This is a genomic window from Micromonospora sp. CNZ285 (assembly GCF_004637285.1).
Genome location: NZ_SPQD01000001.1, coordinates 3,490,468 through 3,516,724, shown reverse-complemented (window position 1 = coordinate 3,516,724; position 26,257 = coordinate 3,490,468). Strand labels below are relative to the sequence as shown.

Here is a 26,257-nt window from a genome sequence, read left to right as displayed (position 1 = left end):
TCAGCCCACCCCGGCGATCCGGAGCAGCCCGGTGGCGGCGTGCCGGCCGGCGAACGCGCGTACCCGGTCCAGCGTCGCCGCCGCGGCCGGCGGATCCGCCTCGGTCAACGGCCCCACCGCCAGCGCGGACGCGATCATCTGGTCGGTGACGTCGGTCATCTCCGCGTACCCCTCGGCCGCGGTGGTGAGCAGCCGGCCCGCCCGCGCGGCGTCGCCGTCGCCCCGGGCCAGCGCCGCCTCGGCCGACCGCCCGGCGGCCCGCGCCCAGCGGGTGGTCCGCGGCGAGCGTGCCAGCAGGTCGCGCACCAGCACCGCGGCGTCGCCGCCGAGCAGCGCGGCGACGTGGCCGACCGCCGGCACCCACTCGGCGAACGGGATCATCCGGGTCTGCCGCCAGTCCTCGTCCAGCTCGGACAGCAGCGCCACCGCCTCGTCCCGGCGGCCCTGCACCGCGCGGCAGAGCGCGGCGTGCGCCAGCGTGGAGCGCAGCACGCGCTGGAAGCCGCTGCGTCGGGCCGCCACGAGCGCCTGGTCCACCAGGTCCTCGCCGGTGCCCGGGCCGGCCGGGTCGTCGCCGAGCGCCCGGATCCAGCCGGACACGGCCACGATGTGCAGGTCCCACTCGTCGGTCGGGCGCCGCGTCGACCCCTCGGCCATCCGCAGCGCCGACGTCCAGTCCCCGCTGTAGTACGACCGGGCCCACTGGTCGCTGAAGCTCACCGTCAGGGCGTGCTCGCCGGCCAGGTCCAGTGAGCGCTGCTCGTCGACCAGCCGGGCCGAGCCGGTCAGGTCACCCTCCTCCTGCAGCACCCAGGCCAGGTTGTGCACCGCGCGGCGTCGGCTGGTCAGCCGCTCCACCCGGCACTCCTCGGTCACCTCGGCCAGTTCGGCGTACGCCTCCTCGGCGCCGGCCTGGTAGCGGACCACGGCGAGCGTGATGCGCGCGTTCGCCCGGGCCTCGCGCAGCCCCAGCCGCTCGGCCAGCTCGGCGGCGGTACGCGCGGCCACGCACGCCGGCTCGGTCTCCGCGTCGAGCATGTGCGCCCGGGCCAGCTCCAGCAGCACGCCCACCTTGTCCTCGCTGTCCGGCAGCGTGGCGTGCAGCCCGATCGCCCGGTCCAGGCAGCGCATCAGCTCCGAACGGTCGGCCCGCGCGAAGGCCGCCGTGGCCAGCAGCCGCCACGCCTTCGCCGCGCCGGGCCGGTCACCGGCGCCGGTCAGCCGGTCGGCCAGGGTGGTGAGCAGCGCCGTCCCGCCGCCGTCGAGGAAGCCGTCACGGTCCCGGTAGAACGCCAGCTCGGCCCGGAACAGTTCGAGTGCCGGGTCCGGGCCGCACTCCACGCTCAACGCGCGGTCCACGAGCGTGGCGGCGGTCTCCAGCGCGTGCAGGTCGTACGCCCGGCGCGCGGCCCGGTGCAGCGCGGACCGGGTCGCGGCGGCGTGCGGTGCCTGGTCCAGCCCGACGGTACGGGCGATCTCGTGCGCCGCCCACCTGTGGTTGGCCAGCACCTCGGCCAGGTCGTGCTGCCGGCCGTCGGCGAGCTGCTCCAGCCAGTCGGCGGTGCGCTGGTGCCGGGCGACCCGCTCGGCCCGGGGCAGCCGCTGATAGCAGACGTCCCGGACCAGCACGTGCCGGAAGCGGTACTCCGCCTGACCGGGCATGGTCGAGACGGGCAGCTCGTAGACGAGGTCACGCCGCTGGAGGTGGTGCAGCGCGCGCTCGACCCACTCCACCGGGCGGCCGAGCGCCAGCGCCACCGGAGCGGCCCAGAACTGCACGCCGACCACCGACGCGGCCTGGAGCACCGCGCGGTCGGCCGGGTCGAGCAGGTCCAGCCGGTTGGCGATGACCGCCTGCACGGTACGCGGCATCCCGGCGCCGCCGGCCGGGTCGACGAGCGCCAGCCCGGCCGCCCGCTCGGCCAGCCCGCCGTCGAGCAGCATCCGCGCGTACTCCTGGGCGTAGAGCGGGTTGCCGTCGGCGAACTCGATCAGCGGCGCGCGCGCCTCCTGCGGCAGCGTGGCCTGACCGAGCAGCAGCGAGTAGAGCGTGTCGATGTCGCCGTCGTGCATCGGCGGCACCGAGATGGACATCGCCCCGCTGATCGTGCCGGTCCAGGCCGGGTGCCGCTCGCGCAGCTCCGGCCGGGCGGTCGCGACGACGAGCAGCGGCACGTTGCGGGCCGCCGCGCCGAGCTGCTCGACGAAGGACAGCATCGCCTCGTCGGCCCAGTGCATGTCCTCGAAGACGAGCACCGTGGGACCGGTCGCGGCCAGGGTGAGCAGGAACCGCCGCCACGCCGCCTCGGTCTCGGCCGAGGTGAGCCGTTCCCCGGAGACGCCGACGAGCGGGCCGAGCGCCTCGGCCAGCCGTACCGCGTGCGGGTCGGCGAGGCGGCCCAGTCGCTCGCGCAGCCGGTCCCGGCTGGCGGCCGGGTCGTCCGCTCCGGTCAGCCCGGCCCAGCTCCGGACGATGTCGGCCAGTGCCGCGTAGGTGACGTTCTCGCCGAACGGCGGGCACTGACCGGTCAGCCAGGTGACCCGGGTGCCGGGCAGGCTGGCGGCGTGCCGGGCCAGCTCGCGCAGCAGCCGGCTCTTGCCCACCCCGGCCGGGCCGAAAACGGTGAGCAGCTGCGAGGTGCGCTCGGTGAGCGTGCGGTGCAGCGCGCTGACCAGCAGGCCCCGCTCGTGGTCCCGGTCGACCATCGGGGTCAGCTCGGCGGTCTGCCCGTCGCGCCGGGGCCGCGCCCGCACGGCCAGCCAGATCCGGCTCACCGCCGAGCGGCCGCGCAACGTCACCGGCGGCTGGTCGTCGTACTCCATCTCGCGCCGGGTGGCCGCCCAGGTGCTCTCGTCGACCACCACGCCGCCGACCGGGGCCAGCCCCTGCAACCGGCTGGCGGTGTTCACCACGTCGCCGGTGACGAACGCCTGGCCGCCGTCGCGCGCCGCGGCCAGGTCGACCAGGGCCTCGCCGGTGGCGATGCCGACCCGGAACCCGAGCGGCGGGTGCGGGCCGGCCGGCTGCCGGGCCAGGCTGCGTTGCAGCTCCAGCCCGGCGCGTACGCAGCGCAGCGCGTCGTTGTCGGTGGCGACCGGCGCGCCGAACAGCGCCATGACCGCGTCGCCGATGTACTTCTCCACCACGCCGCCGTACTGGTGCACCAGCCGGCGCACCGTGGCGAAGTAGACCTGCTGCAGGCTGCGGGCCTGCTCCGGGTCGGCCCGCTCGGCGTACGTCGTGAAGTCGACGATGTCGATGAAGAGCACGCTCACCTGGCGGCGGTCCTCCTGCACGGTGACCGCGTGGTCGCGCAGCGGCTGACCGCAGTTGGTGCAGAAGTTGGCGCCGGTGTCGTTGGCGTGGCCGCAGCCCGGGCAGGAAGCTGCCAGCGGGCGACCGCACCCACCGCAGAAACGGTCGTCCGGCCCGGCGGTCCGGGCGCAGTGTCCACAGGTGAGGTCGATGTCCGGCTCCGTACGCGTGAGGTCCCCAGTGTCCCGCGCGGCCGCGCAGTCGGGTACCCGACGGGTCGGCGGGACGTCACGGCTGTTCGGCCGGGTCTAGTCTCCCCTAGCAGGAAGTCCCGTCGACAGGGAGTTTGCCGTGCACGTCCGGCTGTCCGCCTCATGGACCGATCCACGGGGGACGGTGTGGGCCGTCGGCGACACGGTCGACGTGGACGCCGTAACCCTCGCCGAACTGGAGGAAAAAGGCATGGTGGAGCAGCCCGCGGGTAGCGGATCGACCGAGACCACGACCACCACGACGACCCCGCCGAAGAAGACCGACCCGTCGAAGATCGGCCCGGGTCCGAGCTCGCCCCCGGCCGACACCAAGGACGACTGACCGGCGTACGACGAACGCGGCGGGGGCCGGCGGGACGACCGCCGGCCCCCGCCGTCGTCGTGTCAGCGGTCGTTCATGCCGGCCCGGCGGCGCAGCGCGGCCACGTCGGTGACCACGATGCGGCGTCCCTCGGTGCGCAGCCAGCCCCGGCTGGCGAACGAGCCGATGGCCTGGTTGACGCTCTGCCGGGAACCGCCCGCCATCTCGGCGAGCTGGCTCTGGTTCAGCTCGATGGTGATCATCGGGGCCTGGCTCTCGCCGGCGAGCCGGACCAGCGTCTTGGCCACCCGGCCGGGCAGGTCGAGGAAGACGTGGTCGGCGTTCTGCTCGGTGAGCCGGCGGATCAGCTGGCCCAGCGAGCGCATCACCGCGTCCAGGATGCGCGGGTTGGAGTGCACCAGCTCCATGAACGCGGGCCGGGACAACGCCAGCGCGGCGCAGTCCTCGATCGCCTCGGCCGACGCCGAGCGGGTGGAGGCGTCCAACAGGGACACCTCGCCGAGCACGTCCGGGGGTCGGATCACCGACAGCACCGCGCGTTCGCCGGTCGGGGCGGTGCGGAACACCGCCACCGCGCCCCGGCGCAGCACGATCAGCGACTCGCCGGGGTCGTTCTCGACGAAGAGCAGCTGGCCCTTGCGGTACGTGCGCGGTACGGCCGCGGCGATGACACGCTGCCGCACCTCCGGCTCGAGCCCGGCGAACATCTCCACACCCGTGAGCGCGTCACCCGGCTCCGGCAGGCGAGACTCCACGGCTCAACCCCTCCCCGGTCAGAAGTCACGACTCGCACACCGGGTGAAGCTGTCATTCCCGGTACGAGGCAGCTCAACCGGTTCGGCGCCCGACGGCGGTACACATCAGATCATGACGCTCTCGTCGCGTGCTGTACACCCCCGGAAACACTTCCGTGACCATGCCCGGCCGCCGCCGGCACGCCCGCCGACCTCGGCGGACGCCCCGGCGACCGGTGCGTGCCGGTGATGGGCGAGGATGGGGGCGATGGTCTACCGCTATTTCTACGACTGCGAATTCATCGAGGACGGCCGCATCGTCGACCTGGTGTCGATCGGCGTCGTCGACGAGTACGGCCGCGAGTTCTACGCGGTCTCCACCGAGTTCGACGACTCCCGGGCGGTGCCCTGGGTGCGGCGCAACGTGCTGGACAAGCTCCCGTCGCCGGCCGACCGGGCCTGGCGCTCCCGGGAGCGCATCCGCGACGACCTGCACGAGTTCCTGCTGGAGCCGGTGCGGGACCGGCCGGGCGAGCAGCTGGAGCTGTGGGCCTGGTACGCCGCGTACGACCACGTCGTGCTGGCCCAGCTCTGGGGCGCGATGCCGGCGCTGCCCCGGGAGATCCCCCGCTTCACCAAGGAGCTGCGCCAGCTCTGGGACGACCGGGGCCGCCCCCGGCTGCCGGACGCCGAGGCCGACCGGCACGACGCGCTCGTCGACGCGCGGCACAACCTGGCGCGGTGGCGGGCGATGACGGCGCGGGAGGTTTGACCGGTTCCGCCCAGGGCACGGGAGCGGCATCTACGCCGATCCGAGACAGGAGTGCCCCATGAGCCATGAGCCGACCAATGCCGCGGACGCCCGCCGCCGGGTCACCGAGCTGATCAGGGACGCCCGGATCTGCCTGCTCACCACCACCGGCGTGGACGGGCGTCTGATCAGCCGCCCGATGGGGTTGCAGGAGGCGGACTTCGACGGCGACCTGTGGTTCTTCGCCTACGCCGACTCGGCGAAGGTGCGGCAGATCCGGGTCAACCCGCAGGTGAACGTCGGTTTCTCCGACCAGCGCCACCACGCCTGGGTGTCGGTGGCCGGCACCGCCACCGAGGAGTGGGACCCGGACCGGGCGAAGGAGCTGTGGAGCCCGGTGCTGAAGGCGTGGTTCCCGGACGGGCTGGACACGCCCGGGATCACGTTGATCAAGGTGCACGCCGGGTCGGCGGAGTACTGGGACTCGCCCGGCAGCACCGTGGTCAACCTGCTCGGCTTCGCCAAGGCGGCGGTGACCGGCAAGCCGCCGAAGGCGGGGGAGAACCACGAGGTCAGCTACTGACGGGTAGCCCGTCCGCCGTCCGGAACGGCCCGGGGTGCGGTGTCGACGTACACCTGCGCCGACTACAGTGCGCAGTGACGGCCCGCCCCGGGCCGGCAACGGCGCCGATGGTCTGATCTGACACATATCCTGGGGCTTATCCGGGCTTCACCTGATGCTCCAGGAGGATGAGCAGATCATGCGTATCGGCGTGCTCACCGGCGGCGGCGACTGCCCAGGTCTCAACGCGGTGATTCGGGCGGTGGTCCGCAAGGGCGTCGCCACCTACGGTCACGAGTTCGTGGGCTTCCGGGACGGCTGGAAGGGCCCGCTCGAGGGCCTGACCAAGCCGCTCGGCATCGCCGAGGTGCGTGGCATCCTGCCGCGCGGCGGCACCATCCTCGGCTCGTCCCGCACCAACCCGTTCAAGATCGAGAACGGCGTGGAGCGGATCAAGGACAACCTCGCCGCCCAGGGCGTGGACGCGCTGATCGCGATCGGCGGCGAGGACACGCTCGGCGTCGCCACCAAGCTGCACGAGCTGGGCGTCAACGTCATCGGTGTGCCGAAGACGATCGACAACGACCTCGGTGCGACCGACTACACGTTCGGCTTCGACACCGCCGTCAACATCGCCATGGAGGCGATCGACCGGCTGCACACCACAGCGGAGAGCCACCACCGCACCCTGGTGGTCGAGGTCATGGGCCGGCACGCCGGCTGGATCGCCCTGCACGCCGGTCTCGCCGGTGGCGCCAACGTGATCCTGCTGCCGGAGCGGCAGTTCGACGTCGAGCAGGTCGCCGGCTACGTCGAGAAGCGCTTCCAGCACCAGTACGCCCCGATCGTCGTGGTCGCCGAGGGCGCCCAGCCGCTCGACGGCCAGATGGTGCTGCACAACCAGGAGCTGGACGCGTTCGGTCACGTCCGTCTCGGCGGCATCGGCCAGTGGCTGGCCGAGCAGCTGGAGGCGAAGACCGGCAAGGAGGCCCGCACCGTGGTGCTCGGCCACATCCAGCGCGGTGGCACGCCGACCGCGTTCGACCGGGTGCTGGCCACCCGGCTCGGCCTGCACGCGATCGACGCCGCGCACGAGGGCGACTGGGGCAAGATGGTCGCGATGCAGAGCACGGACATCGTCCGCGTCCCGCTCGCCGACGCCACCCGCGAGCTGAAGACCGTGCCGCTGGAGCGGTACGCCGAGGCCGAGGTCTTCTTCGGCAGCTGATCGACGGCGCACGGGCGTGGCGGGCCGGCGACCCGGCCCGCCACGCCGTGCCCACGTGACCCGGGAAGGGGTACGGCTGATGGCACGCGAGGTGCACACGGTCGCGGTGATCGGCGCCGGCAAGATCGGTGAGCTGATGCTCTCCGGGCTGCTGCGTTCCGGCTGGCCGGTGGAGCGGCTGCTCGCCACCGCGCGGCGGCCGGCGCGGGCGCGGGAACTGGCCGACCGCTACGGCGTACGGGTGGTGGACAACCTCACCGCGGTGACCGAGGCCGAGGTGCTGGCCGTGTCGGTCAAGCCGCAGGACGCCGCCGCGCTGCTGGACGAGATCGGCCCGAAGGTGCCGGCCGACAAGCTGGTCATCTCGCTCTGCGCCGGTCTGCCGACCGCGTTCTTCAACCGCCGGCTGCCCGAGGGCACCCCCGTGGTCCGGGTGATGACGAACACCCCGGCGCTCGTCGACGAGGCGATGAGCGCGATCTCGGCGGGCGCGTACGCCACCGGCGAGCACCTGGCGCTGGCGGAGGAGATGTTCTCCCCGCTCGGCGCCACCGTTCGGGTGCCCGAGTCGCAGCAGGACGCGGTCACCGCGCTCTCCGGATCCGGTCCGGCCTACTTCTACCTGCTGGTCGAGGCGATGATCGACGCGGGCATCCTGCTCGGCCTGCCGCGTCAGGTGGCGCACGAGCTGATCGTGCAGACCGCGATCGGCTCGGCGGTGATGCTGCGTGACTCCGGGGAGCACCCGGTGAAGCTGCGCGAGGCGGTCACCTCGCCCGCGGGCACCACCATCTCGGCGATCCGCGAGCTGGAGAACCACGGCGTACGCGCGGCCATGCTGGCGGCGCTGGAGGCGGCCCGGGACCGGGCGCGGGAACTCGCCGCCCAGGCGGACTGACGCTCAGCCGGGCCGCGACGCCGGTCCCGGCCGCCGGTGCCGGCGGAGCAGCAGGATCAGCACGGCCAGCGCGAGCGTCCCCCACAGCGGCACCCAGCGGGGCCGGTGCTGGGCGAGCGTGCCGACCGCGCCGCCGACGCTGTAGCTGACCAGGGCGAGCAGCCCGAGCAGGGTGCCCCGCCGGGCCCGGCCCCGGCCGGCGGTGGGGCCGAGCAGCCAGCGGGCGGCCCGCTCACCGGTCTTGGTCGTGGTGTCCGACTGGTACGTGATCGGCGTCGCGATGCCCGCGGTCCGGCTCGCCAGGGTGGTGAGGCTGCCCATGGCGACCGCGCCCGCGGCGGCGAGCAGCACCCGCGCGGCGGTCCCGTCCCGGCCGTACGCGAGCGCCAGGTTGAGCACGGCCCAGACGATCATGGCGGCCTCGGTGACCGCGATGTCGACGAGCGGCGCAGCCTCCGGCCGGGTGCGGCGGCGGAGCAGGTCGACCAGTCCGGCGGCGGTGGCGAACGCGACGATCGAGGCCGCGGAGACCGGCCACGTGGGATGCCTGCCGGCCGGTCCCATGCCGAGGAAGATGGCGTTTCCGGACTGGTTGGCGACGAACGCGCCGTACCGCAGGAACGCGAAGGCGTCCAGCGCGCCGGCGGTGACGACGGCGAGTACGAGCGCCGCGAGCGGGTGGCGGAACTCGCGGTAGGAGTCCGCGGGGCCGTACGGCGTCGACCGGTTCACCCTTCCCCCGTCCGTGTGCTGGAGCGACCACGGCAGCGTCCGGGAGTTCCGCTGTCGGACCGCTCCGGCGAACCTACTATATGTCGGATATGTAGGTTTTCGGCCGTTTCGGTGGGCGGTCGCCGGCGGACGGGGTGACATGGCGGCGAGCGGACGCGCGGCCGGTCGACCGCCCCGCCACAACCTCGTGGCGATCGTGTCGATCGTCGTCCTCTCCGGCGCGTTCTTCGGCTACAACCAGGGCGTCATCAGCGGCGCGCTGCACGACATCCGGCACACGTTCGACGTGGACACCTTCGAGGTGGAGGTGGCGGCGAGCTGGGTGACGCTCGGCGCGCTGGCCGGCGCGCTCGCCGGTGGCCACCTCGCCGACCGGATCGGCCGGCGGGGCGCGCTGTGGGTCGCCGCCGGGGCGTACGTCGTCGGCACGATCGTGCAGGCCGCGGCGCCGACCATCGGCGCGCTGCTCGGCGCGCGGCTGCTGCTCGGCGTGGGCATCGGCGTGGCCTCGGTCGCCGGGCCCATGTTCGCGGCCGAGGCGGCGCCGGAACGGATCCGCGGCGGCCTGCTCGCGGTCTATCAGTTCTCGACCACCTTCGCGATCTTCATCGGCTATCTGGCGGACGAGCTGTTCACCGGCGGCGAGTCGTGGCGCTACCTGCTCGGCGCGGCGGTCGTGCTGGGCGTGGCGCTGATCCTGGTGACAGTGGTGGTGCCGGACTCGGCGGTCTGGTACCTCAAGCGGGGCGACCGGCGCCGGGCCCGGGAGTCGCTGTGCCGGACCGTTCCCGAACAGCGGGTGGAGCAGCGCCTCGGCGAGATCGAGAAGAGTCTGCACGGCCGCAGGGCGAGCTGGCGGGAGCTGCTGTCACCGCAGTGGCGGCGTCCGCTCGCGCTGGGCGTCGGGCTGGCGCTGTTCCAGCAGACGACAGGGATCAACGGCATCATCTACTACGCCGACTCGATCTTCTCGGCGGCTGGATTCCGTACCCCGGAGGCGCAGCTCTCCGCGACCACCTGGGCGATCGGCGCGGTGGACGCGGCGTTCGCGCTCGTCGCCGTGGGCCTGCTCGACCGCGTCGGCCGCCGGCCGCTGCTGCTTGTCGGCCTGGCCGGGATGGCGGTCTCGCTCGCCGTGGTGAGCGTCAGCTTCCTCGGTGCGGGCGGCGGGCGCGGCGACGGCCGGATCACCACCTCGGGCATGTTCCTGCTGGTCGGCGTGGTCTTCTTCGTCGCGTTCTACGCGGTGTCGATCGGCCCGGGCGCGTGGACCGTGATCAACGAGATCTATCCCGGTCCGATCCGCGGCCGGTGCGTGGCGATCGCGTCCGCGACCCACTGGGGCACCGAGTACCTGATCACGCAGTTCTTCCTGAGCCTGCTCGACGCGCTCGGCCGGTCGGGCGTGTTCGCGCTCTTCGCCGGGCTGTGCGTGCTCGGCTTCCTGTTCGTCCGGCGCTACCTGCCGGAGACCAAGGGCCGGACGCTGGAGCAGATCCAGCAGATGTGGGTCGCCGACTACGGCCGGCGCGAGCGGGCGCACACCGGTTCCTGAAATCTCCCGGAACGACTGCGAGCGGACCAAAGCGCTCCTACCGTGACGGAATAGCTGAAACCGTACAGAAGGTGCGGACGAAGGGATCGCGAAGTGCATCTCACGCCGAAGGAATTCGACAAGCTGACGATCCACTCGTTGGCGATGGTCGCGAACGCCCGCAAGGCGCGCGGGGTCAAGCTCAACCACCCCGAGGCCGTGGCGGTCATCTGCGCCGCGGCGCTCGAAGGCGCGCGCGAGGGCAAGACCGTCGAGGAGGTCATGAACGACGCGAGCCACGTGCTCACTGCCGACGACGTGATCCCCGGCGTGGCGGACATGATCCCGATGCTCCAGGTCGAAGCGGTCTTCACCGACGGGTCACGGCTGATCACCGTCCACTCACCCATCCAGTAGAGCAGCGACCGGAGGCCGCGGTCTCCGGCAGAGCGGGGGCGACATGGCGAAGCAACACCCGGGACCGAACTCCAAGCACCTTCGGCCCATCGGCGGCTACAAGCTCAGCGACCAACCTCTGGAACTCAACGCCGGGCGGCCGGTGACCGAGGTGGTCGTGCACAACACCGGTGACCGGCCCATCCAGGTCGGCTCCCACTTCCACTTCTTCGAGGCCAACCGCTTCCTGGAGTTCGACCGCCCGTCGGCGTTCGGCAAACGGCTGAACATCCCGGCCACGACCTCGATCCGGTTCGAGCCCGGCGACCGCAAGACCGTCCAGCTCGTCCCGTACGGGGGTTCCCAGCGGGTGTACGGCTTCAACGGCCTGGTCCAGGGCTGGACCGGCGACGGACCGATCCCCGGCTACCGGCCGGACCGGGAAGAGGCGCTCCACCAGGCCCAGACGCGCGGCTTCAAGACCACGTCGCAGCAGCAGGACCAGGGCAAGGGCCAGGACCAAGGCAAGGGCAAGGGCAAGTAGCCCGGCCACTCTCAGACGCGCCAGAGCTGGAGCGATAACGCATGAGTCAGATCTCACGGCAGGAATACGCCGGAATGTACGGCCCGACCACGGGCGACCAGATCCGGCTGGGTGACACCGACCTCTACATCGAGATCGAGAAGGACCTGCGGGTCCTCGGTGACGAGGTCATGTACGGCGGCGGCAAGACCCTGCGCGACGGCATGGGCAGCGCCAGTCAGGCCACGAGCGCCGAGGGCGTGGTGGACCTGGTGATCACCAACGTGACCGTCGTGGACGCGCTGCTCGGCGTGGTCAAGGCGGACGTGGGGATCAAGGACGGCAGGATCGCCGGGATCGGCAAGGCCGGCAACCCCAACATCATGGACGGGGTGACCCCGGGCCTGGTGACCGGTCCGGGCACCGACGCGATCTCCGGCGAGCACCTGATCCTGACCGCCGGCGGCATCGACGCGCACGTCCACCTGGTCACCCCGCAGCAGGTGTACGCGGCGCTCAGCAACGGCGTCACCACCCTGTGGGGCGGCGGCACCGGGCCGACCGACAGCACCAACGGCGTCACCATCACGCCCGGTCCCTGGAACATCCACAACATGATGCGGTCGTTCGAGAACCTGCCGATCAACATCGGCCTGCTGGGCAAGGGCAACAGCAGCGGCCGGGCGCCGCTCGTCGAGCAGATCATGGCCGGGGTGCCCAGCTTCAAGATCCACGAGGACTGGGGTGCGCCGCCCGCGGTGATCCGGTCCTGCCTCGCCGTCGCCGACGAGTACGACGTCCAGATCAGCATCCACACCGACACGCTCAACGAGAGCGGCTACATCGAGGACAGCATCGCCGCCTTCGAGGGCCGGACCATCCACACCTTCCACACCGAGGGCGCCGGCGGCGGGCACGCGCCGGACATCATCAAGGTCGCCGGCCAGATGAACGTGCTGCCCGCCTCGACCACGCCGACGGTGCCGTACGGCATCAACAGCCAGTCCGAGCTGTACGACATGATCATGGTCTGTCACAACTTCAACCCGAAGGTGCCCTCGGACGTCGCCTTCGTGGAGAGCCGGATCCGCACCGAGACCATCGCCGCCGAGGACGTGCTCCTCGACGAGGGCGTCATCTCGATGATGCAGAGCGACTCGCAGGCCATGGGCCGGGTGGGGGAGACCTGGCTGCGGACCGTCCAGCTCGCCGGGCAGATGAAGAACGTCCGCGGCAAGCTGGCCGAGGACTCCGACGCCAACGACAACTTCCGCGTCCTGCGCTACGTCGCCAAGATGACCATCAACCCGGCCATCACCCAGGGCGTCTCGCACGTCATCGGCTCGGTCAGCCCGGGCAAGCTCGCCGACCTGGTGCTCTGGGAGCCCGCGTTCTTCGGCACGAAGCCGAAGATGGTGCTCAAGGGCGGCATGATCGCCTGGTCGATCATGGGCGACCCGAACGCGTCGCTGCCCACCCCGCAGCCGGTCTACTACCGGCCCATGTTCGGCGCCACCGGTTCCCAGGTCGCCAAGAACTGCGTGACGTTCGTGTCCCGGGCCGCGCACGAGGCGGGTGTGGCCGAACAGCTCGGCCTGCAACGGCAGGTCATGCCGGTCTACGGCTGCCGCAACCTGACCAAGCGCGACATGGTGCGCAACGACCGTACGCCGAAGCTCGAAGTCGACCCGGAGACCTTCGCCGTGAAGATGGACGGCGTGCACGCGACAGTGCCGGCGGCCAAGAACCTCCCCCTCAGCCAGCTCTACTTCTTCAGCTGACCCGGCGCGGCACCCGCCCCCGGCCGGGCCGGCGGCGGGGTCGCGTGAAAGGAGAACACATGCTCGTCGAAACGGTACTCGGCAACGTGAACGAGCCGGCCTGGACCGAGCGGCTCCGGGAGGCCAAGGTCGACGACCTGGTCCTCGACCAGTGGGACGCCCAGAAGAGCCGGCTGCGCCGGACCACGAGCCTCGGCACCGAACTGGCGCTGTCCCTGGCCCGCGGCGTACGGCTGCGCGACGGCGACGTGCTCGCGTGGGACGACGCCACAGCGACCGCGGTGGTGGCCCGGATCGCGCTCGGCGAGGTGATGGTCGTGCACCTCGACACGCTGCACGGGGAGTCCCTGGACATGGTGATCCGCTCGGCCGTCGAACTCGGCCACGCGATCGGCAACCAGCACTGGCCGGCGGTGGTGAAGGGCACCAAGATGTACGTCCCGCTGACTGTGGACCGCAAGGTCATGGACTCGGTGATGCGGACCCACGCGTTCACCGGTCTCACCCACGAGTTCATCCCCGGCACCGAGATCATCGCGTACCTGGCCCCGCACGAGTCGCGGCGGCTGTTCGGCGGGGCCGACTCGACCCCGCACACGCACCTGCCCGCCGACCTGAACTGAGGGCCGGGGTGTCCACGGTGACCGAGGCCCTGAAGCTGCTCCAGTTCGGCGACTCGGTCTTCCCGGTCGGCGCCTTCTCCTTCTCCAACGGGCTGGAGACGGCGGTCGAGCAGGGCGCGGTGCACGACCGGGCCACGTTGCAGGAGTTCGTGCGTACCGTCACCCGCGCGGCCGCCACCGGTGACGGGGTGGCGCTGCTCGTGGCGCACCGCGCCGCCCGCGCCGGCGACCTCGACCGGATCCGGGCGGCCGACGAGGCCGTACACCTGCGCAAGATCAATGAGGAGACGCGGACCATGACGGTCCGCATGGGGCGCAAGCTGGCCGAGGCCGCCGAACGGGTGGTGGGGGAGTCCCTGCTGCGCAAGCGCGTCGCGGAGAGCGGCGCCGGCGTCCCGGTCACCTACCCGGTCGCGCTCGGCGTGCTCTTCGCCGAACTCGGCGTGGGGGAGGCGGACGCGTTCGCCGCCCACCAGTACGGCGCGGCCTCCATGGTGCTCGGCGCGGCGGTCCGGCTGATGCGGGTGGACCACCTCGACACCCAGTCGATTCTCTTCGCGGTCAACGAGCGGGTCGGCGAGGACTACGAGGAGGTGCGGACCGCCGGGCTCGACGACATGCAGAGCTTCGCGCCGCACCTCGACGTGCTGGCCGGCGCGCACCAGCACGCACACGTACGGATGTTCATGAGCTGAGCGCTCCCGCTCACCACCTGAAGGGCTCTTCGAAATGAAATCAGCGAGTCGGATCGGCGTCGGCGGCCCCGTGGGCAGCGGCAAGACGGCCATCATCGAGGCCGTCGTGCCCCGCCTGGTCGAGCAGGGCCTGCGCATCCTCGTCATCACCAACGACGTGGTCACCACCGAGGACGCCAAGCACGTCCGCCGCGCCCTGACCGGCGTGCTGGTGGAGGAACGCATCGTCGGCGTGGAGACCGGCGCCTGCCCGCACACCGCCGTTCGCGAGGACCCCAGCATGAACCTCGCCGCGGTCGAGGACATGGAGGCGCGGTTCCCGGACAGCGACGTCGTGCTCATCGAGAGCGGCGGCGACAACCTCACGCTCACCTTCAGCCCTGCGCTCGTCGACTACTTCATCTACGTGATCGACGTGGCGGCCGGTGACAAGATCCCGCGCAAGAACGGCCCGGGTATCTCCAAGTCCGACATCCTCGTGATCAACAAGACCGACCTGGCCCCGTACGTCGACGCCGACCTGGACGTGATGGGCCGCGACGCCGAGCTGATGCGCGGCGGCAAGCCGTTCGTGTTCACCAACTGCAAGACCGGCGAGGGTATCGACGACCTGGTGGATCTGGTCCGCCGCAACGCGCTGTTCGACGCCGAAGTCCTCGCATGACCACTCTGGACTCCGTCCGGGAACTCGCGCCGTACCAGGACCAGCCGGCGCAGTTGCCGGCCGCCGCGAACGGCAAGGTGGGCATCCTCCGGCTGGGGTTCGAGCGGCGTGAGGACCGGACCATCATGCGCGACGTCTTCCGGCAGTCCCCGCTGCTGGTGCAGCGCGCGCTGTACTGGGACGAGGAGATGCCGGGCCTGCCCTGCGTCATGATCCTCACCACCTCCGGCGGCGTGCTCCAGGGCGACCGGCTGCGGATGGACGTCGACCTGGGACCGGGCGCGCAGGCGCACCTGGTCACCCAGGCCGCCACCAAGATCCAGGAGATGGACGCCAACTACGGCACCCAGACCCAGAGCTTCACCCTGGCCGAGGACGCCTACCTGGAGTTCCTGCCCGAACCGGTGATCCCGTTCCGGCGCAGCCGGTTCGTCTCCGACACCGTGGTCCGGCTGCCGGAGACCGCCACCATGCTGTACGCCGAGGTGCTCCAGCCCGGCCGCAAGTACTACCGCGACGGCGAGATCTTCGCGTACGACCTGTTCTCCACCACGCTGCGGGCGCAGCGGCCCGACGGACGCCCGCTGTTCGTGGAGAAGTTCGTCATCACTCCCGGCCGGTTCCCGGTGACGCGGATCGGCATGATGGACCGCTTCCACGTCTTCGGCAACGTCGTGCTGCTCACCGACCCGGGCCGGGCGGCCCGGGTCTTCGAGCGGACCGCGACGCCGGTGTGGGACGAGCAGACGCCGCTGGCCACCGCTGTGAGCCGGCTGCCGAACGACGCCGGACTGGTGTTCAAGGTGCTGGGTCAGGAGACCGAACCGGTCCGCGCCGCGGTACGCGCGTTCTGCGTCGCCGCCCGCGAAGAGGTGACCGGCTGCACCTTCCCGCCGGTCTTCAGCTGGCGTTGAGGCGAGGAGAACAGCGACATGGCCGACATCGGACGAGGCTGGCGCCACCTGGCCGACCGGAACCCACTGGTCCGGTTCGTCGACTCCTGCCTGCGCGGCGCCGCGCAGGTGGTGCTCCAGAACAATCCGCTCAGCGGCCTGCTCATCCTGATCGCGCTCGCCTGGGGCGCGTTCGAGAACGGGGCGCCCCGGGTGTTCGGCGGCGGCGTGCTCGGCCTGGTCGTGGGCACCGCGACCGCGCTGGCGCTACGGGTCGACATGTCCAGCTGGCGCAAGGGTCTGTTCGGCTTCAGCCCGCTGCTGACCGGCCTCGCGGTGCCCACGTTCCTCGACCAGCGTCCGCTGATGTGGCTCTACCTCGTGCTCGGCGCGATCGGCACGGTGGTGGTCACGCTCGCCCTCAACGCCGTCTTCAAACGCTGGAACCTGACCGCCTACACGTTCCCGTTCGTGCTCACGACGTGGTTCCTGCTGATGGCGGCGTACCAGTTCGACAGGTTCACGGTGCTCACCAAGCTGACGCCGACGTTCCCCGGTGAGGGATCGCCGGCTGGCGGCACGTTCGACTGGGGCCTCGTTCCGACGTTCTTCAAGGGCGTGTCCCAGGTCTACCTGATCGAGAGCTGGGTCACCGGCCTGCTCATCCTCGTCGCCCTGCTGATCAACTCCCGGTGGTCGGCGCTGTTCGCGGTGATCGGCGCCGTCGGCGCGACACTGCTGGCGCTCTGGTTCGGCGCCGACGGCGCGTCCCTGGACAAGGGGTTGTTCGCCTTCAACGCGGTGCTGACCGCGATCGTGGTGGGCGCCGTGGCGCACCGTCCCGGCGCGCTGGTCACCGTCTACACGCTGTTCGGCATCGCGCTGACGCTGTTCGTGCAGATGGCGCTGACCACCATGCTCACTCCGCTCGGCATCCCGGTGCTGACCGGGCCGTTCAACATCGCCACCTGGCTGTTGCTGCTGCCGGACCGGCACTTCGCACCGGTGCCCAACCACGAACGGGTCAAGGACACCGTGATGCACACCGTCCGCGACTCCGTCCACCTGCGAGAGAAGGAGGGAAACCGTGTCCGCTCCGAACGCGGGTGACACCGCCTGGGTGCTCGTCTGCGCCGGCCTCGTCCTGTTCATGACACCGGGGCTCGCCGCGTTCTACGGCGGCATGGTCCGCACCCGCAACGTCCTGGCGATGCTGCAACAGAACATGATCGCGCTGGGCGTGGTCAGCCTGACCTGGGTGCTCGTCGGCTACACCATCGCCTTCGGCGACGACGCCGGCAGCGGACTCTTCGGCAACCTGGAACTGTTCGGGCTCACCGACCTGAAGGTGCCGCCCGCACCCAACCTGCACGTCGTCGACGGCCGGATCACCATCCCGACGCTGGCGTTCGTGCTGTTCCAGATGATGTTCGCGGTGATCACACCCGCGCTCGTCACCGGCGCCACCGCCAGCCGGCTGCGCTTCGGCGGCTGGGTGCTGTTCCTCGCGGTCTGGTCGGTAGTGGTCTACGCGCCGATCGCGCACTGGCTCTGGCACCCCGGCGGATGGCTCGCCAAGTTCGGCACCCAGGACTGGGCCGGCGGGCTCGTCGTGCACGCCAGCGCCGGCGCCGCCGTCCTCGCCGTCCTGCTCGTCGTCGGCCGACGACGGGACTGGCCGCACACCGCCGCACCACCGAACTCGATCCCGCTGACCATCGTCGGCGCTGGCATCCTCTGGTTCGGCTGGTTCGGCTTCAACGGCGGCGACGGCCTCCAGGCCAACGGCCTGGCCGCCCAGGCCGTCCTCAACACACACCTGGCCGCCGCCGCGGCGATGCTCGTCTGGCTGGCGCTGGAACGCGTCACCGACGGACACAGCACCGTCGTGGGCGCGGTCTCCGGCGCGGTGGCGGGGCTCGCGACGGTCACCCCGACCGCCGGGTACGTCAACGCGGCCTCGGCCGTCGCGATCGGCGCGCTGGCCGGCCTGGTCTGCCACTTCGCGCTGAAACTGAAGTACCTGCTGCGCCTCGACGACGCGCTCGACGTGCTCGCCGTGCACTTCGTCGGCGGCATGCTCGGCACGCTCCTGCTCGGCCTGTTCGGCAACCGCGGGGTCAACCCGCTCGGCGCCGACGGGCTGTTCCTCGGCGGCGGAGGCGGCCTGCTGTGGCGCCAGCTCGTCGGCGTGGTGAGCGTGGTCGCGTTCTCCTTCGTCCTGACCTGGCTGATCGCCGCCGGGGTGCAGGCGCTCATCGGCCTGCGTGTGCCGCCGGCCGACCAGGAACGCCTGGACCAGGCGCAGCAGGGCGCCGACGCGTACCACCTGGGCGGCGTCACCAGCCTGACCGCGCCGGGCGCGCCCCGGCGCCGTACCGCCGCGGCGCCGGCCGGCGAGCCGTCCGTGCCGCACGGCCAGCGGGTACGGGTCATCACCGCGCTGCTGGAACCGGACCCGGCCGCGAACAGCGCCGACCTGCGCGACGCGCTGCTGCGCGCGGGCGCGCTCTCGGTCATCGTCAGCGACGCCGCCGTGGCGACCACGACGCCGCAGGCGAGCCTGCTGCCGCGTGGCTACTGGCAGGACCAGCCGCTGTCGGCCCGGCTGCGCGTCACCGTGTTGGTGGGTGCGGACGGGGTGGGGGCGGTGCTGGACGAGCTGGACCGGATGGGCGCCCGCCGGAGCGACACGTTCGTGCAGGAGGCGGAACGCGTCCAATCCTGACAACGGCCCCGGCGCTGATGCCGGAGGAATTCATTACATCACCCCGTTACCTGTGTAGCATTGCTCCGGTGGAGCGAGAGACGGAGGCTGATTCGTTGCCGGGGTCGTTGCCGGCGACCTTCAGCTACTCCGAGGCTCTCGGTGCCGGTCTGACGCGATGGCGGCTGTATCGGCTTCGTGACGAAGGTCTGATCGAATCCCTGGGCCGCGGGCTCTACCGGCGCCACGACGCTGAGGCCGCCGACATCGATCTCATCGAACTCGCGAGCCGCGCTCCGCTTTCCACCCTGTGCCTGACCAGCGCCCTGGCTCATCACGGCCTCACCGATGAGATCCCCTCCCGCATCGACGTCGCGCTGCCGCGCGGGCGCCATCGGCCCACGACCGTCGCGCCGGTCGCCTGGCACGTGTTCGATCCGTCCACCTTCGAGCTCGGACGCAGCCATCTGCCACTCGATGCCGAGACCTCCATCGGCATCTACGGCCCCGAGCGGAGCATCGTCGACGCGTTTCGCCTCCGGCACCGGGAGGGGAGGGATCTGGCGTACACGGCTTTGCGGCGTTGGCTGGGAGGTCGCGGCGCGGCACCGGCCAACCTGCTTGCGATGGCGCGACACTTTCCCAAGGCCGAACGACCGCTCCGAGAGGCATTGGAGATCCTGCTGTGACAGTGCGCCCGACCCGGGCCAGCGTGGGCGGCCGCGCGTACCTCGACCTGCAACGGCTCGCGAGGCGCACCGGCCGTCCCACGGACGAGCTGCACCAGGTCTACGCGCTGGAGGGTTTTCTCGCCCGTCTGGCCCAGTCGCCGTACGCGAACAAGCTCGTCCTCAAGGGTGGTGTCCTGCTCGCTGCGTACGCCGCCCGCAGGCCGACCCGGGATGTGGATCTCCAAGGACGGTGGATCTCCAACGATGCCGATCACGTGCTCGACATCGTCCGTAGCATCGCCGTCCTGGACGTCGACGACGGGTTGACGCTTGACGCCGCCGGCGCGACGGCGGAAACCATCAGGGACGACGACGCCTACAGCGGTGTACGGGTCAACCTCACCGGCCGTCTCGCCGCTGCCCGTCTGGCCCTGCACATCGATGTCAATGTCGGCGACCCGATCTGGCCGGACCCGCAGCCGGTCAAACTGCCGCGCCTGCTCGACGGCGAGATCGTGGTGACCGGCTATCCGCTGCCCATGGTGTACGCGGAGAAGCTGGTGACGGCGTTGCAGCGCGGCGTGGCGAACACACGCTGGCGAGACTTCGCCGACGTCTATCTGTTGTCCGGCGGCCACGATGTCGACGGCGACGAGATGGTCACAGCTGTGCAGCGCGTGGCCGCGTACCGAGCCGTGCCGCTCGGTCCCCTGACTCAGGTGCTCGACGGCTACGCGGCGATCGCGCAGGGGCGGTGGGCGGTCTGGCGTCGCAAGCATCGGCTCGATGATCGGCTCCCGCCGAGCTTCGACGATGTGCTGGCCCGTACCTGTGCGCTCGCTGATCCTGTCTTCTCCGGGCGTGCCGGTGGCCGGACCTGGGTCGCATCGGCATCGGACTGGACCCGGCCGTGACACAGCCCGAGACGTCGTCGGTCTGGTGGGCGGTCGTGCCGCATACTGGCCCGGTGTTCACTCTCGCCCAGGCGCGACACCTGGTGGCCACGCTGCGGCCGCGCGTCGACGAGCTGATCCGGCTGCGGGCCGACCTGGCCGAGCTGCGTGTCGATTTGGCCGACCACGGCGTCAGCGCGCTCGGCGGGCTCGCCGAGGTGAAGGCCCTGGAGGCGCGGCTGCACGTGGTGGTGGACGAGTTCCACCAGCACGACATCGCGGTCAAGGGGATCGCCCCGGTACTGCTCGACTTCCCTGGTGAGCGTGACGGCCGGGCGGTGCTCTGGTGCTGGCTGGAGGGGGACACCGACATCCGGTGGTACCACCGGGTCGAGTGCGGGTTCGCCGGCCGCCGTCCGGTCTGAGCCGGCCCGTGGGTGACGCGCGCCGGGCGGTGCCGTCCGACGCCGACGAGCTGGTCCGGCTGCGCGGGCTGATGCTCGCCGGCACGAGCGGGTCGTCGGCGTCTCCAACGTCAGCACCGATCCGGCGTACCGGTGGCGCGGACACAGCCGAGCCTGCCTGACCGCCCTGCCGGCCCGCCGATGCGCCTGACGTTCCCGGCGGAACAATCCTTCATCCCGGTCCGCGAAACCGGCAACGATTTGTAGGCGTAAGTCGCTATGCGCGCCGGCCCGCAAATCGGTGATCTTCCATGCGCTGTGATCTTATTGATATCTATCTCTCACCACCACTTCACGCCCCCAGGAGTGCGACGTGCGGAGATCCCGTCTTGCCACCCTCGCCCTGGCCCTGGCCGCCTCGGTCGGGGTCACTCTGTCTCTGGCCGCCCCCGCCCAGGCGGCCCCGTCCGACCGCTACGTCGCGCTCGGCGACTCGTACGCCTCCGGCGTCGGCGCCGACAGCTACACGTCCGAGAGCGGAAACTGCCTACGCAGTACGAACGCCTATCCGGCGCTCTACAACACCAACATCAAGCCCGCGTCGTACCGTTCGGTCGCCTGCTCCGGCGCCACCACGGCGGACGTCATCAACAGCCAGCTCTCCGCGCTCTCCTCGACCACCACGCTGGTCAGCGTCACGGTGGGCGGCAACGACGTCGGCTTCGCCAACATCATGAGCACCTGCGTGCTCCAGGGGGAGACCCAGTGCGTGGCGGCCGTGCAGTCCGCCATGAACGTGGCCCGCACCTCGATGCCGGGCCGCCTCGCCAACGTCTACAACGGCATCAAGAGCCGCTCGCCCTCGGCCCGCGTCGTGGTGGTCGGCTACCCGGTCTTCTACCAGCTCGGCACCACCTGCGTCGGGCTCAGCGCGACGTCCCGGGCGAAGATCAACGAAGGTATCAACCTGCTCGACGACATCACCCGTACGGCCGCCGTCTCGGCCGGCTTCACCTTCGCCGACGTGCGTTCCATCTTCGTCGGCCACCAGCTGTGCAGCTACGGGACCAAGTGGCTGCACGCGCTGAACGTGCTGAGCCTGAGCAAGTCGTACCACCCGACGGCCGCGGGGCAGTCCGGCGGCTACTACCCGGTCTTCCGGGCCGCCGCCGGCTGACCCGGTCCACGGCAGCGGCACGCCTCCCTCGGGGGCGTGCCGCTGCGCCGTGCCCGGCGGCGGGCGCGCCCGTCAGGCCGGCAGGACCTTCTCGATCGCCGCGCGCAGCTCGGGGTCCTCGGGCGTGACCTGCGGGCCGAACCGGGCGGCCACCGTGCCGTCCGGCGCGACGAGGAACTTCTCGAAGTTCCAGCGCACGTCACCGGTGTGCCCCTCGGCGTCCGGCGTGGACACCAGCTCCGCGTAGAGCGGGTGCCGGTCCGGCCCGTTGACGTCGACCTTCTCCGTCAGCGGGAACGTCACGCCGTAGTTGACCTGGCAGAACTCCCCGATCTCGGCGGCGCTGCCCGGCTCCTGGCCGGCGAACTGGTTGCACGGCACGCCGAGCACGGTCAGCCCGCGTCCGGCGTACGTGTCGGCGAGTTCCTGAAGGCCCGCGTACTGCGGGGTGAGGCCGCAGCGGGAGGCCACATTGACCACGAGCAGGGCGCGGCCGCGGTAGCTGCCGAGGTCGGCCGGGCCGCCGGTGAGGGCGTCGATCTGGACGTCGAAAACGGTCATGGGACGAGGCTACGGGCCTTCGCGCCCACCGTCCCGCGCCACCCGTGAAATCGATGCATCGACATCTTGACTAAGTGGTGACGGCGTGAGTAGCGTCTCAGCAATCAATTTGGAAAGTTTCCTAACTATTGGAGGGACGCCGTATGAAGAGATCGCTCCGCCGGGCCCTGTGGGCCACCGGCGCCGTGGTCGCGCTCGCGGTCGCCGCGGTGCCCATGACCACCGCGTCGGCTGCCGGCAGCGTCACCGCCACGTTCGCCAAGGTGCAGGACTGGGGGACCGGCCACGAGGGACGGGTGACAGTCACCAACGGCACCAGCTCCACCGTCAACGGCTGGCGCATCGAGTTCACGCTGCCCTCCGGCACCTCGATCAGCAGCTCCTGGGACGCCGACATCACCCGCAGCGGTGACCGCTACGTGGCGGTCAACAAGAGCTGGGCGTCGACGCTCGCCCCCGGCGCCAGCTTCAGCTGGGGCTACAACGGCACCGGCGCGTACAAGGCGCCGGTGAGCTGCACGATCAACGGCGGCTCCTGCACCGGCGGCGGCACGCCGACGACCACCGCCCCGACCACGGCGCCGCCGACCACCGCGCCGCCGACCACCGCGCCGCCCACCACGGCGCCGCCGACGACGGCACCGCCCACCACGCAGCCGCCCACCACGCCGCCGCCCGGCGGCAAGAAGGTCGTCGGCTACTTCGCCGAGTGGGGCGTCTACGCCCGCAACTACCACGTCAAGAACATCCACACGAGCGGCTCGGCCGCCAAGCTGACCCACATCCTGTACGCCTTCGGCAACACCACCGGCGGCCGCTGCAGCATCGGGGACAGCTACGCCGACTACGAGAAGGCGTACACCGCGGCGGACAGCGTCGACGGCGTCGCCGACACCTGGGACCAGCCGCTGCGCGGCAGCTTCAACCAGCTGCGCAAGCTGAAGAAGATGTACCCGAACCTGAAGGTGCTCTGGTCCTTCGGCGGCTGGACCTGGTCCGGCGGCTTCACCCAGGCCGCGCAGAACCCGGCCGCGTTCGCCGACTCCTGCTACTCGCTGGTCAAGGACCCGCGCTGGGCGGACGTCTTCGACGGCATCGACGTCGACTGGGAGTACCCGAACGCCTGCGGCCTCCAGTGCGACAGCAGCGGCCCGAACGCGTTCAAGAACGTGGTCTCGGCCCTGCGGAGCAAGTTCGGCTCCAGCTTCCTGGTCACCGCGGCGATCACCGCCGACGGCAGCAACGGCGGCAAGATCGACGCCACCGACTACGCCGGCGCCGCGAACAACCTCAACTGGCTGATGCCGATGACGTACGACTACTTCGGCGCCTTCAACGCGCAGGGGCCGACCGCGCCGCACTCGCCGCTCTACTCCTACGCCGGCATCCCGCAGCAGGGCTTCTGGTCGGACGCGGCGATCCAGAAGCTCAAGTCCAAGGGCGTACCGTCCAGCAAGCTGCTGCTCGGAGTCGGGTTCTACGGACGCGGCTGGACCGGCGTGACCCAGGCCGCACCCGGCGGCAGCGCCACCGGCGCGGCGCCGGGCACCTACGAGGCCGGCATCGAGGACTACAAGGTGCTCAAGAACAGCTGCCCGGCCACCGGCACCGTCGGCGGCACGGCGTACGCCAAGTGCGGCAGCAACTGGTGGAGCTACGACACCCCGTCGACCATCGGCGGGAAGATGAGCTACGCCAACAGCCAGGGCCTCGGTGGCGCGTTCTTCTGGGAGCTCTCCGGTGACACCAGCAACGGTGAGCTGATCGGCGCCATCAAGGGCGGTCTCGGCTGAGCCGAGTGCCGACGCACCACCCACCCGGCGGGGAGGGGCCGCACCGGCCCCTCCCCGCCCGCGTGCCGTCCTGGCCGAGCGCGCCGATCCGGGTCAGGATGGGGAGTCACCCGGCCGCGCGGGCCGGGTGTGGCACACTCGCCGCTCGACGAGTCCACGCGACGGGAGGACAGATGGGTCGCAGCCACCGGGACCGGTTCGCCGGGCTCGCCCTCCTCGCGCTCCTGCCCGCGGCGCTGGCCGCCTGCGGCTCGGGCGGCCAGGACGGCGGAGACACCCCGCCCAGCGGGAAGGCGCCGGCCGAGGAGGCGGCGGCCAAGAGCCGCGAGCGCGTGCAGGCGTACCTGGACGCGCTCACCGCCCGCGACGCCGCCGCCGGCCGCAGCCAGCTCTGCGCGCCCATGCACGCCGCCTTCGACTCCGCCGCCACCGGTCCGAACGGCGACTTCGCCGACCACTTCACGGTGCCCGAGGCGACGATCACCGAGGTCCGCTCCGGTCCGAACGGCCAGGAGGTCAGCGCCTCGATCACCGTTGCCGCCGGCTCACGCAAGGCCGCCCGGTCGCTGCTGTTCACCGTCACCCGTAACGGGGCGGACTGGTGCATCTCCGGCGAGGCGCCCGGCGAGCGCGCGGTCGAGCCGAGCGCCGACCCGGCAGGGCCGCCGCCGGCGCGGCCGCCCTCGCCGGTGCCCTCCCAGTGACCGGAACCATCCCCCTCGGCGGCGAGTGATCGCGACGGTCGCCGTACGCTTTCCTTCATGCGCCATGAGTGGCATCAGCTGAGTCACCCCGCCGTGGGCAGCCCTGGTCTGCAGACCAGCCGCCCGACCGCCGACTCCGCCGAGGACGCGGCCCTCGGCCTCGACCGATGGCGGGAGCTGCCACGCGCGCAGACCCCGCCCTGGGACGACCCGGCCCAGGTCGCCGAGGTCTGCCGGGTGCTGGACACGGTGCCGTCGGTGGTCGCGCCCTACGAGGTCGACCAGTTGCGGCAGCGGCTCGCGCTGGTCTGCGAAGGCAAGGCGTTCCTGCTCCAGGGCGGTGACTGCGCGGAGACCTTCGCCGACAACACCGAGAGCCACCTGCTCGCCAACGCCCGCACGCTGCTCCAGATGGCCATCGTGCTCACCTACGGCGCGTCGCTGCCGGTGGTCAAGGTCGCCCGGGTCGCCGGCCAGTACACCAAGCCCCGGTCCCTGCCGACCGACGCCCGAGGGCTGCCCGCCTACCGCGGCGACATGATCAATTCCCTGGAGGCCACGCCGGAGGCGCGGGTCGCCGACCCGCAGCGCATGATCCGGGCGTACGCCAACTCGGCCGCCGCGATGAACATGCTCCGGGCGTACCTGGCCGGCGGGCTGGCCGACCTGCACGCCGTGCACGACTGGAACAAGGACTTCGTCCGGCGGTCCCCGGCCGGCGAGCGCTACGACGCGATCGCCCGCGAGATCGACAGGGCGCTGGCCTTCATCCGGGCCTGCGGGATGACCGACGACGAGGCGCTGCGCACCGTCACGCTGCACTGCTCGCACGAGGCGCTGGCGCTGGAGTACGACCGGGCGCTGACCCGGATCTCCAACGGCAAGGCGTACGGCCTGTCCGGGCACTTCCTCTGGATCGGTGAGCGGACCCGGCAGATCGACGGCGCGCACATCGACTTCATCTCCCGCATCGCCAACCCGATCGGCGTCAAGCTCGGCCCGACGACCACCCCCGACGAGGCGATCGAGCTCTGCGAGAAGCTCAACCCGGACAACATCCCCGGCCGGCTCACGCTGATCAGCCGGATGGGCAACCACCGGGTCCGGGACGCGCTGCCCCCGATCGTCGCCAAGGTCACCGCCGCCGGCGCCAAGGTCGTCTGGCAGTGCGACCCGATGCACGGCAACACGCACGAGTCCTCGAACGGCTACAAGACCCGGCACTTCGACCGGATCGTGGACGAGGTGCTCGGCTACTTCGAGGTGCACCGCGGCCTGGACACCCACCCGGGTGGGCTGCACGTCGAGCTGACCGGCGAGGACGTCACCGAGTGCCTCGGCGGCGCCCAGGGCATCGAGGACCTCGACCTGCCCGACCGGTACGAGACCGCCTGCGACCCCCGGCTGAACACCCAGCAGTCGCTGGAGTTGGCGTTCCTGGTGGCGGAGATGCTCCGTGGCTGACGCGAGGAGTGAGCTTGCG

The 26,257-nt window shown here is 71.5% G+C and carries 26 protein-coding genes; 22 read left to right on the top strand and 4 right to left on the bottom strand.

Translation table 11 applies throughout. From position 1 onward, the window contains the following. Positions 1-3,468 carry an adenylate/guanylate cyclase domain-containing protein gene (locus CLT75_RS15755; protein ID WP_135241324.1) on the bottom strand — a complete coding sequence of 1,156 codons (3,468 nt, stop codon included), beginning with the start codon at positions 3,466-3,468 and terminating at the stop codon, positions 1-3. A 139-nt stretch (positions 3,469-3,607) separates the two neighbouring features. Here CLT75_RS15755 and CLT75_RS15750 point away from each other — a divergent pair, with 139 nt between their 5' ends. Continuing rightward, positions 3,608-3,850, top strand: a complete 243-nt coding sequence (locus CLT75_RS15750) for a hypothetical protein (RefSeq protein ID WP_135241323.1) — start codon at positions 3,608-3,610, stop codon at positions 3,848-3,850. A 62-nt stretch (positions 3,851-3,912) separates the two neighbouring features. Here the strand turns inward: CLT75_RS15750 and CLT75_RS15745 are convergent, their stop codons facing one another. Further along, positions 3,913-4,605, bottom strand: a complete 693-nt coding sequence (locus CLT75_RS15745) for a Crp/Fnr family transcriptional regulator (RefSeq protein ID WP_013287664.1) — start codon at positions 4,603-4,605, stop codon at positions 3,913-3,915. 247 nt (positions 4,606-4,852) lie between these two features. On the opposite strand from CLT75_RS15745, the gene CLT75_RS15740 reads away from it, so the two are divergent. The 4 genes from CLT75_RS15740 (at position 4,853) to proC (ending at position 8,023) form a co-directional block, all read left to right on the top strand. Next, complete coding sequence (locus CLT75_RS15740; protein ID WP_091420952.1) at positions 4,853-5,356, top strand: polyadenylate-specific 3'-exoribonuclease AS; 504 nt, start codon at positions 4,853-4,855, stop codon at positions 5,354-5,356. 58 nt (positions 5,357-5,414) lie between these two features. Next, positions 5,415-5,918, top strand: coding sequence for a pyridoxamine 5'-phosphate oxidase family protein (locus tag CLT75_RS15735; protein ID WP_135241322.1), 504 nt, complete (start codon positions 5,415-5,417; stop codon positions 5,916-5,918). Positions 5,919-6,096: 178 nt separating this feature from the next. Continuing rightward, entirely contained in the window at positions 6,097-7,125 is a 1,029-nt protein-coding gene (locus CLT75_RS15730; protein WP_030273929.1) for a 6-phosphofructokinase, read from the top strand. A gap of 79 nt (positions 7,126-7,204) precedes the next feature. Next, positions 7,205-8,023 carry a pyrroline-5-carboxylate reductase gene (proC, locus tag CLT75_RS15725; protein ID WP_013287660.1) on the top strand — a complete coding sequence of 273 codons (819 nt, stop codon included), beginning with the start codon at positions 7,205-7,207 and terminating at the stop codon, positions 8,021-8,023. Positions 8,024-8,026: 3 nt separating this feature from the next. Here proC and CLT75_RS15720 read toward each other — a convergent pair whose 3' ends face one another. Then, positions 8,027-8,755 (bottom strand): YoaK family protein, encoded by a 729-nt coding sequence (locus CLT75_RS15720; protein ID WP_209310333.1) that lies wholly within the window; start codon positions 8,753-8,755, stop codon positions 8,027-8,029. A 139-nt stretch (positions 8,756-8,894) separates the two neighbouring features. On the opposite strand from CLT75_RS15720, the gene CLT75_RS15715 reads away from it, so the two are divergent. The 14 genes from CLT75_RS15715 to CLT75_RS15650 all read left to right on the top strand — a co-directional run bounded on the left by CLT75_RS15715 (position 8,895) and on the right by CLT75_RS15650 (position 21,716). Then, positions 8,895-10,310 carry a sugar porter family MFS transporter gene (locus CLT75_RS15715; protein ID WP_135241321.1) on the top strand — a complete coding sequence of 472 codons (1,416 nt, stop codon included), beginning with the start codon at positions 8,895-8,897 and terminating at the stop codon, positions 10,308-10,310. Between the two features lie 93 nt (positions 10,311-10,403). Continuing rightward, positions 10,404-10,706, top strand: coding sequence for an urease subunit gamma (locus tag CLT75_RS15710; protein WP_013287657.1), 303 nt, complete (start codon positions 10,404-10,406; stop codon positions 10,704-10,706). Positions 10,707-10,749: 43 nt separating this feature from the next. Then, positions 10,750-11,229 (top strand): urease subunit beta, encoded by a 480-nt coding sequence (locus tag CLT75_RS15705; protein ID WP_135241320.1) that lies wholly within the window; start codon positions 10,750-10,752, stop codon positions 11,227-11,229. Between the two features lie 41 nt (positions 11,230-11,270). Then, on the top strand, positions 11,271-12,989 hold the full coding sequence (locus CLT75_RS15700; RefSeq protein WP_013475748.1) for an urease subunit alpha: 1,719 nt from the start codon (positions 11,271-11,273) through the stop codon (positions 12,987-12,989). Between the two features lie 59 nt (positions 12,990-13,048). Further along, positions 13,049-13,612, top strand: a complete 564-nt coding sequence (locus CLT75_RS15695) for an urease accessory protein UreE (RefSeq protein ID WP_013475749.1) — start codon at positions 13,049-13,051, stop codon at positions 13,610-13,612. Positions 13,613-13,629: 17 nt separating this feature from the next. Next, on the top strand, positions 13,630-14,307 hold the full coding sequence (locus CLT75_RS15690) for an urease accessory protein UreF (protein WP_244933245.1): 678 nt from the start codon (positions 13,630-13,632) through the stop codon (positions 14,305-14,307). Between the two features lie 34 nt (positions 14,308-14,341). After that, positions 14,342-14,971 carry an urease accessory protein UreG gene (ureG, locus tag CLT75_RS15685; protein WP_135241319.1) on the top strand — a complete coding sequence of 210 codons (630 nt, stop codon included), beginning with the start codon at positions 14,342-14,344 and terminating at the stop codon, positions 14,969-14,971. Then, positions 14,968-15,885, top strand: a complete 918-nt coding sequence (locus CLT75_RS15680) for an urease accessory protein UreD (protein ID WP_135241318.1) — start codon at positions 14,968-14,970, stop codon at positions 15,883-15,885. The genes ureG and CLT75_RS15680 overlap by 4 nt, the downstream gene beginning before the upstream one ends. Positions 15,886-15,903: 18 nt before the next feature. Further along, entirely contained in the window at positions 15,904-16,974 is a 1,071-nt protein-coding gene (gene yut / locus CLT75_RS15675) for an urea transporter (RefSeq protein ID WP_135241317.1), read from the top strand. Beyond that, positions 16,952-18,592 carry an ammonium transporter gene (locus CLT75_RS15670; RefSeq protein WP_135241316.1) on the top strand — a complete coding sequence of 547 codons (1,641 nt, stop codon included), beginning with the start codon at positions 16,952-16,954 and terminating at the stop codon, positions 18,590-18,592. The genes yut and CLT75_RS15670 overlap by 23 nt, the downstream gene beginning before the upstream one ends. A 68-nt stretch (positions 18,593-18,660) precedes the next feature. Beyond that, positions 18,661-19,260, top strand: coding sequence for a type IV toxin-antitoxin system AbiEi family antitoxin domain-containing protein (locus tag CLT75_RS15665; protein WP_486485186.1), 600 nt, complete (start codon positions 18,661-18,663; stop codon positions 19,258-19,260). Between the two features lie 23 nt (positions 19,261-19,283). Then, entirely contained in the window at positions 19,284-20,156 is an 873-nt protein-coding gene (locus tag CLT75_RS15660) for a nucleotidyl transferase AbiEii/AbiGii toxin family protein (RefSeq protein ID WP_135244030.1), read from the top strand. Positions 20,157-20,209: 53 nt separating this feature from the next. Further along, entirely contained in the window at positions 20,210-20,560 is a 351-nt protein-coding gene (locus tag CLT75_RS15655) for a DUF2203 domain-containing protein (RefSeq protein ID WP_018785307.1), read from the top strand. Between the two features lie 352 nt (positions 20,561-20,912). Next, positions 20,913-21,716, top strand: a complete 804-nt coding sequence (locus tag CLT75_RS15650; RefSeq protein ID WP_135241315.1) for an SGNH/GDSL hydrolase family protein — start codon at positions 20,913-20,915, stop codon at positions 21,714-21,716. Positions 21,717-21,788: 72 nt separating this feature from the next. Here the strand turns inward: CLT75_RS15650 and CLT75_RS15645 are convergent, their stop codons facing one another. Continuing rightward, complete coding sequence (locus CLT75_RS15645) at positions 21,789-22,277, bottom strand: glutathione peroxidase (RefSeq protein WP_135241314.1); 489 nt, start codon at positions 22,275-22,277, stop codon at positions 21,789-21,791. A gap of 143 nt (positions 22,278-22,420) precedes the next feature. Between CLT75_RS15645 and CLT75_RS15640 the strand changes: the two genes are divergently transcribed. The 3 genes from CLT75_RS15640 (at position 22,421) to CLT75_RS15630 (ending at position 26,238) form a co-directional block, all read left to right on the top strand. Next, on the top strand, positions 22,421-24,070 hold the full coding sequence (locus CLT75_RS15640) for a glycosyl hydrolase family 18 protein (RefSeq protein ID WP_135241313.1): 1,650 nt from the start codon (positions 22,421-22,423) through the stop codon (positions 24,068-24,070). A gap of 173 nt (positions 24,071-24,243) precedes the next feature. Next, positions 24,244-24,774 (top strand): hypothetical protein, encoded by a 531-nt coding sequence (locus tag CLT75_RS15635; RefSeq protein ID WP_135241312.1) that lies wholly within the window; start codon positions 24,244-24,246, stop codon positions 24,772-24,774. Positions 24,775-24,831: 57 nt separating this feature from the next. Next, on the top strand, positions 24,832-26,238 hold the full coding sequence (locus CLT75_RS15630) for a class II 3-deoxy-7-phosphoheptulonate synthase (protein ID WP_013475760.1): 1,407 nt from the start codon (positions 24,832-24,834) through the stop codon (positions 26,236-26,238). Positions 26,239-26,257 lie beyond the last annotated feature (19 nt).